The 12,986-nt window shown below is 48.8% G+C and carries 12 protein-coding genes; 10 read left to right on the top strand and 2 right to left on the bottom strand.

Translation table 11 applies throughout. The annotated features are described in order from the left end of the window. The first annotated feature begins 28 nt into the window (after positions 1–28). The 7 genes from B5F22_RS02950 to B5F22_RS02920 all read left to right on the top strand — a co-directional run bounded on the left by B5F22_RS02950 (position 29) and on the right by B5F22_RS02920 (position 7,955). Positions 29–637, top strand: a complete 609-nt coding sequence (locus tag B5F22_RS02950) for an LPXTG cell wall anchor domain-containing protein (protein ID WP_087390726.1) — start codon at positions 29–31, stop codon at positions 635–637. A 168-nt stretch (positions 638–805) separates the two neighbouring features. Next, positions 806–1,129, top strand: coding sequence for a thioredoxin (gene trxA / locus B5F22_RS02945; RefSeq protein ID WP_087233808.1), 324 nt, complete (start codon positions 806–808; stop codon positions 1,127–1,129). 13 nt (positions 1,130–1,142) lie between these two features. Further along, on the top strand, positions 1,143–2,072 hold the full coding sequence (trxB, locus tag B5F22_RS02940) for a thioredoxin-disulfide reductase (protein ID WP_087390723.1): 930 nt from the start codon (positions 1,143–1,145) through the stop codon (positions 2,070–2,072). Between the two features lie 179 nt (positions 2,073–2,251). After that, positions 2,252–2,737 carry a GNAT family N-acetyltransferase gene (locus B5F22_RS02935; protein WP_087390720.1) on the top strand — a complete coding sequence of 162 codons (486 nt, stop codon included), beginning with the start codon at positions 2,252–2,254 and terminating at the stop codon, positions 2,735–2,737. A gap of 41 nt (positions 2,738–2,778) precedes the next feature. Then, on the top strand, positions 2,779–3,150 hold the full coding sequence (locus B5F22_RS02930; protein WP_087390718.1) for a tetratricopeptide repeat protein: 372 nt from the start codon (positions 2,779–2,781) through the stop codon (positions 3,148–3,150). 543 nt (positions 3,151–3,693) lie between these two features. Next, on the top strand, positions 3,694–4,998 hold the full coding sequence (locus tag B5F22_RS02925; RefSeq protein WP_087390715.1) for an RNA-binding domain-containing protein: 1,305 nt from the start codon (positions 3,694–3,696) through the stop codon (positions 4,996–4,998). A gap of 26 nt (positions 4,999–5,024) precedes the next feature. Then, entirely contained in the window at positions 5,025–7,955 is a 2,931-nt protein-coding gene (locus tag B5F22_RS02920; protein WP_087390712.1) for a DEAD/DEAH box helicase family protein, read from the top strand. 580 nt (positions 7,956–8,535) lie between these two features. Here B5F22_RS02920 and B5F22_RS02915 read toward each other — a convergent pair. Further along, positions 8,536–9,225, bottom strand: a complete 690-nt coding sequence (locus tag B5F22_RS02915) for a hypothetical protein (RefSeq protein ID WP_143482169.1) — start codon at positions 9,223–9,225, stop codon at positions 8,536–8,538. A gap of 261 nt (positions 9,226–9,486) precedes the next feature. Beyond that, positions 9,487–9,777, bottom strand: coding sequence for a hypothetical protein (locus B5F22_RS12530; RefSeq protein ID WP_242955045.1), 291 nt, complete (start codon positions 9,775–9,777; stop codon positions 9,487–9,489). Between the two features lie 290 nt (positions 9,778–10,067). Here B5F22_RS12530 and B5F22_RS02905 point away from each other — a divergent pair, with 290 nt between their 5' ends. The 3 genes from B5F22_RS02905 to B5F22_RS02895 all read left to right on the top strand — a co-directional run bounded on the left by B5F22_RS02905 (position 10,068) and on the right by B5F22_RS02895 (position 12,985). Then, positions 10,068–10,256, top strand: coding sequence for a helix-turn-helix domain-containing protein (locus tag B5F22_RS02905; protein ID WP_087390706.1), 189 nt, complete (start codon positions 10,068–10,070; stop codon positions 10,254–10,256). Positions 10,257–10,357: 101 nt separating this feature from the next. After that, the gene (locus B5F22_RS02900) at positions 10,358–12,073 is read left to right on the top strand and encodes a phosphoadenosine phosphosulfate reductase family protein (RefSeq protein ID WP_087390702.1); all 1,716 of its coding nucleotides are present in this window, start codon (positions 10,358–10,360) and stop codon (positions 12,071–12,073) included. A 21-nt stretch (positions 12,074–12,094) separates the two neighbouring features. Further along, positions 12,095–12,985, top strand: a complete 891-nt coding sequence (locus tag B5F22_RS02895) for a DUF4007 family protein (protein WP_087390698.1) — start codon at positions 12,095–12,097, stop codon at positions 12,983–12,985. Position 12,986 lies beyond the last annotated feature (1 nt).

Raw genomic sequence — 12,986 nt, 5'->3', positions numbered from 1 at the left:
GTCAGTGGAAAAAATACAAGGCAGAGGCATGCTGGAGCAGCTGGTGGCAAAGGCCGAGGCCATGGTGGCCGAGCAGGACAAGTACGTGCAGACCGATTGGCAGCAGCTGGTGGACGCTTTGGCCCAGGCCCAGGAGCTGCTGGAAGACAGCGGCAATGCCTTGGCAGGGGATGTGGGAGAGGCCAGCGAAGCACTGCTCAACGCCATTCTGGCCCAGCGCTACAAGGCCAACAAGGAGAACCTGAAGGATATTCTGAACCAGGCTCAGGCTGTGAACCTCTCCGGTTATACCGCCCAGAGCGTGGCCGTGTTCCAAGCTGCATTGGCTGAGGCTCAGGCGCTGATGGCGGACGAGACCCTCGGCGTGGAGGATCAGGACGCGGTGGACGCCGCTGTGGAAGCGCTCGCCTCCGCCATGAACGGACTCACCGCTGAGACCACTCCCCAGCCCACTCAGACCCCTGAGGCCAGCCAGACCCCCGAGGCCACTCAGAAGCCTGTGGTGTCTGAGAAACCCGAGACCAACGTACCCCAGACGGGAGATGCCAGCCAGCTGGCTGCCATGGTGGGCGTGCTGATGAGCAGTGCCACCGCTCTGGGCGGCGTGGCCATTGCCCGCAAGCGCCGCAACGGCTAAGCGGATGCGTAGACCATCACACAGAGTAGAAACAAAGCAGGTCGCAGTCATTGGGCTGCGACCTGCTTTTCAGTGTCCAAGGATGGGCTATGTTTGGTGATGTGGTCACAGAAAAAATCTCACAGTTTGGGTATACTAACCTCAGACAAAGGAAAGGAGCTGACCCACATGGCGGCGATCAATATCAATAAGGAACAATTTCAACAACTGACCCAGGGCGATCAGCCCGTGCTGGTGGATTTTTGGGCACCCTGGTGCGGCTACTGCCGCCGGATTGGCCCTGCATTTGAAAAGATTGCAGAAGAGTATGGCCAGAAGCTGGTGGTGGCCAAGGTGAACATCGACGAGGAGGCCCAGCTGGCCCAGGAGCAGCAGATTGAGGTGATTCCCACCCTGGTGCTGTACCGGAACGGGGAGGCCATCTCCTCCATTGTGGCCCCCGAGTCCAAGGCTATGATCGACCAGTTCATCCGCCAAGCGTTGGAGCAGTAAGGAGGAGACGGTTATGGGCGAACACCACATCTATGATATGATCATCGTGGGCGGCGGGCCGGCCGGTTACACCGCCGCCCTGTATGGGGCCAGAGCTGGGCTGGATACCCTGGTGCTGGAAAAGTTGTCCGCCGGGGGCCAGATGGCCCTGACCCAGGACATTGACAACTACCCCGGCTTTGAGGACGGGGTGGACGGCTTTACCTTGGCGGAGAATATGCAGCGTCAGGCGGAGCGGTTCGGAGCCAAGACGGAGTACGCCCAGGTTTTGCGTATGAATCTCACCGGGGCACCCAAGGAGCTGGAGACCAGCGAGGGGACCTTCTACGCCAGAACCGTGGTTCTGGCCACCGGGGCCAATCCCCGGGAGCTGGGCCTGGACCAGGAGGCCGCTCTGGTGGGGAAAGGCGTGGCCTACTGCGCTGCCTGTGATGGTATGCGCTACCGGGATAAGACGGTGGTTGTGGTGGGCGGCGGCAATTCCGCCGCTGAGGACGCCCTTCTCCTCAGCCGAGTGGCCCGGAAGGTGATTTTGGTGCATCGGAGAGACACGCTACGGGCCACCAAGGTGTACCACCAGCCTCTGATTCAGGCGGAAAACGTGGAGTTCCGGTGGAACAGCACGGTGGTGGAGTTGCTGCACGAGGACAAGGTCACCGGCGTGCGGCTCCGGGACGTGAACACCGGGGCGGAGACCACGGTACCCTGCGACGGGGTGTTTATCAGCGTGGGCAGAAAGCCCGCCACCGAGCTGGTGCAGGGACAGCTGGAGCTGGACCGCGGGGGCTATGTGGTGGCGGATGAGACCACCGCCACCAATCTTCCCGGGGTGTTTGCCGTGGGCGATGTACGCACCAAGCTGCTGCGTCAGGTGGTGACGGCAGTGGCAGACGGCGCGGTAGCCGTTCATATGGCGGAGGAATACCTGGCCGCAACAAACTAAATATGAATTTCATGCAAAAAAGGGAGCAAGGTAGAACTTTGCTCCCTTTTTTGCTGAAACTGGAAGTATGCTTTGGAATAAAAGAGGGGATGGAAAACGTTGCGCTGGGCCGATATAATGGAGATACTGGCTGAACATCAATGACGTAGAATTGCATCTCACACGATGGAGGAGAGAGTATGGAGATTATCCAAGTTACCAAGGTCAACGAAGCTCTGGCACAGTTGGTTGCCCTGTTCCGAGTTGAGTTACGTTCCTATAAGAACATTCCGTCCAAGCCCAATCCAGAGGCAGGGCGAGAGGAAATGGAAGAATATCTGGTTGCTAAGTTTCCTGTGTATGCAGCTGTGGTGGATGGCGAATATGCGGGCTATGTTGTGTGCCGGGTTGATGACGGAGTAGTCTGGGTGGAGTCCCTTTTTGTGGGCGAAGAATACCGCCGTTGTGGAATCGCTTCTGCTCTGCACAGCAAAGCGGAGGAACTGGCTGCTTCCTATGGAGACAATACGGTTTATAATTATGTTCATCCCAACAATCACCGCATGATAGCATTTCTGCGCCAGCGTGGCTACACTGTTTTGAATCTCATTGAGATTCGAAAGGCGTATCCTGGGGAGACATTGACGCAGAAAATCCCAGTGGGGGAACACGAGTTTGACTACTGAGCGTGTATGAGACGCTACATCGAACGAGATGAGGAACCAATATGAATGCACAGGAATTGTTTGAGCTGGCCATGAAGCACATCTATGGTGACGGTGTCCCGGAGGACAACGATCTGGCTACAAAGCTTTTGATCCAATCCCATGAAATGGGGCATATAGAAGCTACCTATAACCTGGGTATCTGTTATCACTATGGGTTTGGAACAGATGTAGATTTGGGAAAAGCCTTTGATCTGTACTTAGAATCGGCAAACGCTGGATATGGCAAGGGGATGGAACTGGTTGGTCGCTTTTACAATCAGGGTATCTATGTGGAGAAAAACCGAAGCCAGGCAGAATATTGGCTTCAAAAGGCCATAAACAGCGCAGAGCCAGATGTGGTTGAGGAAGCAGAAAAGGAATTGGCTCGCTAGGTAATTCCATACGCAACAGAAAGGAGATGGTCTATGAGAAAGTCTGCGGATGCAAACCTGCCACCCTTGGTGGAGGCCATACAATTGTGGTCCGAGTGGAGAGACTCGAACTCCTGACATCCTGCTCCCAAAGAGGTTCTCGGTATTTTTTATAGTTATTTATAGTAGTTTATGGAACTATCCACTCCAAAGCAATTACTTTTTAGCGCTCTTATTTCCACTGTTTCCGAGTGCTCCGACGCTGTCTGTGGTCAAACATGTGGTCAAAGAGCCCTTCTTGACCAGGCGCGGCATCCGCTGCCGCCGCCTGTCCAGAAGGGCTCTTTTTTCATGCTCGGGGTTTGCGGTATTGTACCTTTGGCAAAGCCTGAAAGCAAGTCATTTCTGCCCCTCAGGCGTATCAGTTTTTAGCACGTCTAATCAAAGAAATATTCTCGCGCCAAGGCGTTGACAGGCCGGAATTAGTTTCTTGTCAGATGAATAGAATTTGACAAGAATGACAAGAATGACTATAATGATAACTAAGAAAAGGAGGCGCTGTGTATGGCATTTGTTGAGAGTGAAGTTGTTGAACTGAAAGCAGAGGTCGTGGGAGATATCTGCAAAGAAGTCATTGCCTTTGCCAACACAAAAGGCGGTACGCTGTATATTGGCGTCAGCAACGATGGAAGCGTTGTGGGAGTCAAAAATGCAGACCAAGTCATGTTGCAGCTGAACAATATGATTCGAGATTCCATTAAACCTGATGTGACAATGTTTGTGGGCTATGAAACGCAGCATGTCACGGACAAGGATATCATCGCTGTGACCATTCAAAAAGGAACCGACCGGCCCTATTATCTGGGCAGTAAGGGGTTGAAACCCAGTGGGGTCTATGTCAGAAACGGCACATCTTCTGACCCGGCTACAGATACTGCAATCCGAAGAATGATTAAGGAAACCGATGGTGACAGCTTCGAATCCATGCGTTCACTGGAACAGAACCTCAGCTTTGAAGCGGCAGAGAAGCAATTCGAGAAGCAGAATATCCCATTTGATGCTGCAAAAATGCAGACCCTTGGGATGACCTCCGCGGATGGTATCTACTCCAATGTGGCGCTGCTCCTGTCCGACCAGTGTCCCAGCACCATCAAGGCGGCGACCTTCTCGGGGGAAGATAAGGGAAGCTTTCAGGACAGAAGAGAATTTGACGGTTCGCTGTTTCAGCAGATGGAGGAGCTATACAGCTATCTGGATATGCGTAACCAGACAAAGGCAACTTTTGATGGGCTATACCGAATCGACACACGGGATTATCCGGAAGATGCACTGCGGGAAGCGCTGTTGAACTCACTGGTCCACAGAGACTATTCCTTCCGTGCAAGCACCCTTGTCAGTGTGTATGCTGACAGAATCGAATTTGTTTCTGTGGGTGGACTGCCCTCCGGCATTGAACTGGACGACATTATGCTGGGACTTTCGGTTTGCCGAAACCCCAAGCTGGCAGCCATATTTTATCGTCTGCAGCTGATTGAGGCATACGGCACCGGTATGCCTAAAATCATGAACGCCTACACGGAGACGGAGTTGAAGCCCAAAATCGAGGTATCGAGCAACGCATTCAAAATAACGCTACCAAACAGGAACACCGGCGCAAATCATACAGAGACACTGGTTGGTACACTCAAAAGCGAAGAGAAACGGATTCTGGATTTCATTGGTTCCCATGGTCATATCGTGCGCAGTGATGTAGACCGGCTGCTGGATGTGAGCCAGGCCACAGCCAACCGGATTCTAAAACGCATGGTTGCCGAGGGCCTGATTTATCAGGATGGAAACGGCAGGAAAACAAAGTATAGACGGAAGTAACTGCTGGTGCGGAGGGGGTGCTGTGTATGAATCGAAAAGCGATCATCAATGGCCGGGAATATACGCTTCTTGAAATCGTCCCGTCTCTGGATGGGGGGCAGGCGCTGCTTCTCTGTGAAGATGAAAACGGCAAAAGGGCGGTATGCTCCGAGCCGCTGTGGCGCAGCTGTGCTCTAACGGATGTACAGTCTGCTCCGGTTCACGCACACAGCTCCTCACAGGAGAAAATCGAGTATTTCCTCTCTGTTTTCAAAGGGCGGGAAGATGTATATGCACGCCGGTATCACAGCACCACCACCGGGAAAACCGGTTACACCCCAGTCTGTAAAAATGAATGGGTACATGGCCTGTGCGATAAAAAGAAATACAGGTGCGCAGAGTGCCCCAACCGTGAGTTTCGGCCGCTCACGGCCGATGTGGTCAAAGCACATTTGATTGGCCGTGATTCTTTGTGCAGAGATGTGGCGGCAATCTATCCGATGCTGGAGGACAACAAGACTTGGCTGCTGGCTGCGGATTTTGATGAAGAAAACTGGAAGCTTGATGTGACTTCATTTTGTAAATCCTGCAAAGATGCGGGACTTGTACCGGCAGTGGAACGCTCCCGCTCCGGAAACGGAGCCCATGTCTGGTTTTTCTTTTCGGAGCCTGTTTCCGCCGCCGATGCCAGGCGCTTGGGGACCGGTTTGCTGACCCAAACCATGTCGTGCCGGCATGAGCTATCCTTTTCGTCCTATGACCGGTTGTTCCCGTCTCAGGATCTTGTGCCGAAGGGCGGTTTCGGGAATTTGATTGCCCTGCCATTTCAAGGACAGGCACAGAAAGACGGAAATTCTCTGTTTGTGGATGACCGCTTTGAGCCTTATCCCGATCAATGGGCGTTTCTCTCCTCTCTGCCAAGAATCACACCGGAACAGTTGGAAGAAGCCTTAAGGAAACTATGTCATCATGGCGACGTGGGAGAATTGGCAGATGCCGAGGAGAAGCAAGTGCCCTGGAAACGCAAGCGAACCCAGACAAAACTGACACGTAGAGATTTTCCGTTGCAGGTAAGCCTGTATATTTCCAATCTGATCTACATTGAGAAAAAAGACTTCTCTCAAGGGGCGTTGAATACGCTCAAACGGCTTGCGGCGTTTCCAAATCCGGAATTTCGCTCCAAGCAAGCCATGCGCATTTCCGTATATGGCATTCCCCGTGTGCTGGATTGCGGATATGAGGATGAGAATTACATTGGCATTCCCCGTGGCTGTATAGAGGCGCTTCTGGGGTTATTCGATCAATATGAAGTCCCTGCCATCCTGGAGGATCACAGATCACTGGGACATTCCATTGATGTGGAATTCAACGGAATGCTACGTCCAGAGCAGGAACCCGCTGCTCAGGCGCTGCTTGCCGCAGACATGGGTGTTCTGTCCGCAACTACTGCATTTGGGAAAACTGTGATCGGTGCATATCTGATTGCACAGCGTAAAGTCAATACCCTGGTATTGGTACAGTCCAGCGCATTGCTGGAACAGTGGAAATCCTCGCTGGAACAATTTCTGAATATTCATGAGGTTCTGCCGGAACTTCCTAAAAAGCGTGGCAGGAAGAAAAAGCGGCATCTCATTGGCCAAATCGGCAGTGGAAAGAATACCCGCAGCGGGATTGTCGATATTGCCACCATGCAGTCCCTGCTTAAGGGAGAAGAAAAGACGGTAAAGTCTTTTGTGGCAGAGTACGGAATGGTCATTGTAGATGAGTGCCATCATGTGGCCGCATTCACCTTTGAAACCGTGCTGAAAGCCGTGGAAGCCAAATATGTTTACGGTTTGTCTGCCACACCTGTCCGCAAGGACGGCCATCATCCCATCATCTTTATGCAGTGCGGTCCTGTCCGGTATTTGGTGGACGCAAAAAGCCAGGCGGAGAAGCGAAGCTTCTCTCATATCGTAATCCCCAGATTTACTCGCATGAGGTTGCCGGATGCCAACAGGATTCAGGATATGTACGCCGGTGTGATTGAAAATCACAACCGGAACGGACTGTTGGTGTCAGACACTTTGAAGCTGGTTCAGGAGGGGCGCACACCGATTCTTCTGACGGAGCGGAAGGAACACGCTGTATTGCTTGCCAATCAGCTGTCGGATCAGGTGAAACACGTTTTCTTGCTCATTGGCAGTGACAAGCAAAAGGATAAGCGTGAAAAGCTGACCGCATTGCAGAATATGCCTGACGATGAGGATGTGGTGGTCGTTGCCACCGGAAAGTACATTGGAGAGGGCTTTGACGCCCCACGGCTGGACACCTTGCTTCTGGCGATGCCCATATCGTGGAAGGGCACATTGGCACAGTATGCCGGTCGTCTCCATAGAAATTATGAAGGAAAGCAGGAAGTTCGCATCTACGATTATGTGGATATCAATGTTCCTACATTGGAGCGGATGTATCATAAACGCCTGAAGGGTTATGCGGAACTGGGATATCAGGTCAAATTCGGTGCAGCGGATCAGTCTATCGGTGTGATTTATGATGGCCACTCATCTATGCTTCCCTTTGAGCAGGACTTGGACGATGCTGTCCGCAGCGTGGTTATTGTTAGTCCCTATCTGCAAAAAGGCAGAATCGTGAAACTTCTTCCCCCTTTGCAGAAGGCGGTCGCTTCCGGTGTCGAAATTGCGATCCATACCAGAACGGCAGATGGCAGAGAACTCTTAAATCAAGAAAGTGTGTGTGAGGCGATTAAGATATTGGAGCAGATAGGCATAGTGGTCCATACGCACAAAGAACCAAATCAGCGGTATGCCGTTGTCGATGAAAGTGTTGTGTGGTATGGCGGCGTGGATTTTCTTGCTTTTGGCAGAAAAGATACGGATGTACTTCGGTTCAAAAACCCGGATATTGCAGGTGAGTTCCTGTCTCTGTCCGGTCATGCAGAAAGCGAACAGCTTGTCATGGAAGATGTGTCTATGTAGAGGCAGCCAGTGGCGAGCCAGTGTGTACGCTTGCAGTCGAGAGATGAGATTGGGGCCGGTGCTTTGAAAACGATCTGCCCAACACATAACCAAGACATCGAAAATTCGTGCAGCAGGCGTATCAATTTTTAACACGCTATAGACAAAGAATAGGCACTATAAAATCTTCGATGTAAAGTGCATGATTGCGGCACAGAACAGAAAATAAGTTTATAATATCAATAAGGGAGAAAAATTCGACTGCGAATTTTTGACCACAACTTTTATGTTCCAAAAACAACGGACTATGCAAAAATAGTGCCAGTTTCTAAGCGCTTATGTTCGGAATAATCAAATTTTATGGAATCGCATGTGGTCAAAGAGCCCTTCTTGACCAGGTGCGGCATCCGCTGCCGCCGCCTGTCCAGAAGGGCTCTTTTTCATATTCAGGTTTGGGGTATTGTACCTCTGATGGCACCTGAATGCAAGTTATTTCTGCCCCTCAGGCGTATCAGTTTTTAGCACGCCTAATCAAAGATAAGAAAACATCGAAAAAGCAGGAAGTCCCAGCCTGTGATTGACACAGGCCGGGCTGTTCCGTTTAGTCAAATCCTTCGAAAAAGGGATTTTGAGTCAAAAGAGAATAAAGATGTTTTTTCAGTTCTGCTTCCCCAAACCAGTCACACGCATCCAATAAATCTTCCTGAGCATCCCCTACATAGGCACTCTGAAATATTTGCCGTGCCAGACGGTCATCCTGCTTGAGTTGTTTCAAAAGGGGAGCTTGGACAAACTGATTTCGGAACAGATCGCACATATCCCATCCCAACAGCTGCTCGGCCACCTCTGGTTCCTGGAGGTGACTTTCTGCCGTGTCCAATAGCAACTTCATCATCTGAACTGCGGCCTGGGGGTCACTGTTACCGGTTTCACAAAGGAGATCCTGGGTGTCCATGTCCTCCAGTTCTTCTGCAGTCCAGCGCCGGACAGCATCGGGAAAGTCGGCAATCAGCAGTTCCCGGCAGGCCCACTCGTTTTCGGAAAAATCCCAGCGGCGGACCATATCCACCAGTTCTGTGCGGGTAAAATGGCGTGGCGGAGGCGTAGTGTCCTCCACAGAGACGGTAAAGCTCAAAGTAATTTGTGGTGTGCTTTTCTCGGGAACCAGCTTGGCTCGTTCGGATGGGAACAGAGAAGAAGTACTTCCAAAATCCCCACACCAGCCACATTCCCAACGGCTTCCCCGCACCATGACAGGACTGCCGCAGTGCGGACATCGGATTGTTGCCATAGACTATGCCTCCCTTCCTATTGCCATTGTATCCAGGAATAGCGCTTATGACAAGTCTCATCGGCTCAGTATCCAGGCAGTGGTGTGCTCCTGGTGTGCTCCACGCTCTGGACAAAGTGGTTTCCTTGGTTCAATACACCGCATCGATCATAAGTATGTACGCCCTCAGTGCTCTCTTGAACTGTATGCAAAACAGCATTTCGTGTCTTGGCCTCCTTGTCTCCCAGAGAAAAGTAGGCACATTCCGGCCAGCGCTTTGGCTCATGGGAAAAGATGTACTCCTTCATTCCGGGGAACCAGAGGGAGCTGTAGATAGTCATCTGCACCATCCGTGCAGGGATCGGCATTTTTGAAAGCAGGTAAGCTGTCCCAAGGTACAATGTCGTGGTTCAAGTCCAGATCAGTGATGGCCGCCAAGGTAAACAGCGGGTAGCCAGTGGCCTGTGCAACCTCAAATACCTTATGGCCTTCGCCGGAGAAGGTGTTGGGGTAGATAATTGGTGCGTCTGGAACGGGATGTGGAAAGATGGGTGCAATCTTACTATTTACCACAGAGATACTCAATTAAATTCACCTGCTTCTTATTTGTCTGCTCTGTTTGTCGTGAGTAATTTTACATAGCAACATAGAGCAGAACTGAGGACTGTCGAATATTAGTAGTAATCGATTGTAATTGTTCGCTAAATGGTATATAATGATTCCAACCTACTTGTCGCATTAAGCTATTGCGTTAATAACGACTGTGCAGATGCAAGGACTGTTTCTTTTGTATTGACGTCAGCTGTATTTAATGTGGCCCTCCTTTTATGGTAGGGCTGTTTTATTTTGATGGAGTGTGAAATATGGATTATATTTCGATTGCCCAAGCCGCTGAAAAATGGGGAATCACCCGCCGACGGGTTCAGGTTCTATGCTCACAAGGAAGGATTCCGGGGTTAACGAAGTTTGGGAAATCTTGGGCTATTCCTAAGGATGCCGAAAAGCCCATGGATGCGCGTAAGAAGTGTATTCAGATTCAAGAAGAGAAATAATTGATGTCCTGTTTATCGGACCGCAAATATGTTACACTGAGCTAATATAGGGGTAGCGTATAAGCGTATATTTTTAATACTGATGTGTAGGAGAAACAAACATGTGGTGTAAAACCTGCCGTATAGAAACTAACGAGGAACTCTGCCCAATTTGCGGCTCAGTAACAATTGAAGATCTTCCTACTGAGGTATATTGGTGTGCGCATTGTGCCGTTCCTGTCATCCAAGTGGAAAACCAAGCAGACAAAGGATTTTGTCCCATATGCGGAAGAAAAATGAAGTATCTTGCCGCAGACCTGAGACCCGTATTTCCAGAGGAACGCTTGTTGCTTGAACTGCTTTTAGGAAAGAAGCCGTTTTCGTATGTTGATAAATCTGTATGGGCATCAAATAGCCGATACTATGTCGATGGGAAGTCATTTTCTATCTCAAGTAAAACCTTCCAAGAAGCAGATACTGATGTCTTACGTCAAAAGATTGAACAATATAAAGGGCAGAATACATATGAGCATTTCGACCATCATATTGCTCATTTTGTTAATGCAAATCAACTAAGGTTGCATTATCTCAAAGATGAAGCGTATTCTTTTATCAAAAAAGCAGCAGAAAAATTCGATGAAGAACATATTGTTCTATCGTTTTCTGGTGGTAAGGATTCAACAGTGACAGCAGACATCGTTATAAAGGCACTTAGCAATCCAAGTTTGGTCCATATTTTTGGTGATACAACTTTAGAATTCCCGTCGACAATTAAGTATGCGACAAGATATAGAGAAAATCACCCTCTCGCAATTTTTCAAATTGCAAAGAATCGAGAGCAAGTTTTTTATGATGTTTGTGAAGATATCGGTCCTCCTGCGAGAATGATGCGCTGGTGTTGCTCTATGTTTAAAACGGGTCCAATTACAAGAGTTATCAACAGCTTGTATCGAAATCAGCAAATCCTGACCTTTTATGGAATAAGAAAATCAGAATCTGTCAGTCGAAGTAAGTACAATAGAATTGAAGATGATGCTGAATCTGTCAAGATTCAACAACAAACAGTTGCCTCGCCCATTTTTTTCTGGAAGGATTTTGACATTTGGCTGTACATTCTATCTGAGGAGGTAGACTTTAACGACGCTTATAGATTGGGATATGATCGTGTTGGCTGTTGGTGCTGTCCAAATAACAACCAGCGTGCGCAATTTTTATCCAGAATTTATATGCCGGAACAATCTAACAAGTGGAGAGAGTTTCTTATAAGTTTTGCAAAAAAAATTGGAAAACCGGATGCAATAACATACGTCGACACCGGAAAATGGAAAGCCCGCCAGGGTGGGAATGGTTTAGCGGCAGCTGGCGATATAAAAATTCGATTTACTAATTGTACTGCGGAGGATCACGCAAAGATTTACAGTTTGCTGCGTCCTTTAGATGATGAATTAATCGGTATGTTTACCCCGTTTGGAAGAGTGGCTCCGGAGTTAGGACAAAAACTACTGAATGAGGTATTAGTTCTTGATATGAAAACTAATGTGCCTATCATTTCCATTCAGCCGTTTGGACAAGATGGATATAAACATGCTGTTAAAGTTAAAACAATGAATGTTGTGGATCATGAGTCTTTGCAGCGCATGATTGGATATCAGATCCGCAAGTTTAACGCTTGTCGTAAGTGCCTAAAGTGTGAATCGCTATGTCGTGCTGGAGCCATTTCTATTATAGGTGATAATTATTATATCAACCCTGACAAGTGTGTTCGCTGCAAAATGTGTGTTACCGCTAAGTATTTGGATGGCGGTTGCATGATGGATAAATATCTGAGAACGAAGTAAGACATTTGGAGGTACGTACCGATGGCTATGAAATTTCGTGCCCATGATACATTTTTTATAAGAAAAGGCTGGCTGAACAAGGGCATGAAGCATGTCCATAATAGAGCGGATGTTTTTGTTGCACGGGACGAAAATCCAACGGATATACTTGGTATCGGCACAAATATGGTAAAAGCCTTACGTTATTGGCTGCAGGCTGTTGGAGTAACACAAGAACCAGCTGCTGGCCGGCGCATCCAGCACTTTACAGACCTGGGGCACCTGATTTATGAACATGACCGGTACATTGAAGAACTTGGGACCCTGCATCTTTTACATTACAAATTGGCATCTAATCAAGAGAATGCTACTGCGTGGTACTTTTTTTTCAATGAGTTTAAAATGAGTGAATTTACCAAAGAAGACTTTGTTTCAGCTTTACAAAACTATGTTCTGATGAGTGGTGAAGATATTTCAGTTGCTCTGCGGTCTCTTAACGATGACTTCACATGCATTATAAACACATATTTACCGAGGTACAAATCAAACCCCGGAAAGGTATCACCTGAAAACAATATAGATTGCCCATTTGGTGAACTGGGATTTATTGATATACTAAGCAAAGAAAAGCACACTTATAAAAAGTCAATCCCATCAGCAAAGAGCTTTAATCCCTGGGTAATCCTTGCTGTAATTGTTGATCAAGTACATGGAAGAGAAGAAATTACTTTAAATGAGCTTTTGACAGCTCCATGTAATATCGGTCGCATTTTTAATCTCGACGCCATTACAATGCTGGATGTACTTCACTATGTAGAAAAGGCGGGCGAACTAAAGATTATTAGAACAGCGGGCTTGGATATAGTCCGATTAAATCATCAACGAACCTTCCAAGAATGCGTAGATATGTATTACGCAAGTATTGAAGAGTAGG

It is taken from the genome of Pseudoflavonifractor sp. An187, assembly GCF_002160275.1.
In the GTDB taxonomy this organism is placed as follows: domain Bacteria; phylum Bacillota; class Clostridia; order Oscillospirales; family Oscillospiraceae; genus Enterenecus; species Enterenecus faecium.
This window is presented reverse-complemented; position numbering and strand designations above follow the sequence as displayed.

Excerpts from the sequence above, each read along its gene's own strand:
- B5F22_RS02950 (WP_087390726.1), top strand. The coding sequence starts at position 29 with ATGCTGGAGCAGCTGGTGGCAAAGGCCGAGGCCATGGTGGCCGAGCAG.
- trxA (WP_087233808.1), top strand. The coding sequence starts at position 806 with ATGGCGGCGATCAATATCAATAAGGAACAATTTCAACAACTGACCCAG.
- trxB (WP_087390723.1), top strand. The coding sequence starts at position 1,143 with ATGGGCGAACACCACATCTATGATATGATCATCGTGGGCGGCGGGCCG.
- B5F22_RS02935 (WP_087390720.1), top strand. The coding sequence starts at position 2,252 with ATGGAGATTATCCAAGTTACCAAGGTCAACGAAGCTCTGGCACAGTTG.
- B5F22_RS02930 (WP_087390718.1), top strand. The coding sequence starts at position 2,779 with ATGAATGCACAGGAATTGTTTGAGCTGGCCATGAAGCACATCTATGGT.
- B5F22_RS02925 (WP_087390715.1), top strand. The coding sequence starts at position 3,694 with ATGGCATTTGTTGAGAGTGAAGTTGTTGAACTGAAAGCAGAGGTCGTG.
- B5F22_RS02920 (WP_087390712.1), top strand. The coding sequence starts at position 5,025 with ATGAATCGAAAAGCGATCATCAATGGCCGGGAATATACGCTTCTTGAA.
- B5F22_RS02915 (WP_143482169.1), bottom strand. The coding sequence starts at position 9,225 with ATGGCAACAATCCGATGTCCGCACTGCGGCAGTCCTGTCATGGTGCGG.
- B5F22_RS02905 (WP_087390706.1), top strand. The coding sequence starts at position 10,068 with ATGGATTATATTTCGATTGCCCAAGCCGCTGAAAAATGGGGAATCACC.
- B5F22_RS02900 (WP_087390702.1), top strand. The coding sequence starts at position 10,358 with ATGTGGTGTAAAACCTGCCGTATAGAAACTAACGAGGAACTCTGCCCA.
- B5F22_RS02895 (WP_087390698.1), top strand. The coding sequence starts at position 12,095 with ATGGCTATGAAATTTCGTGCCCATGATACATTTTTTATAAGAAAAGGC.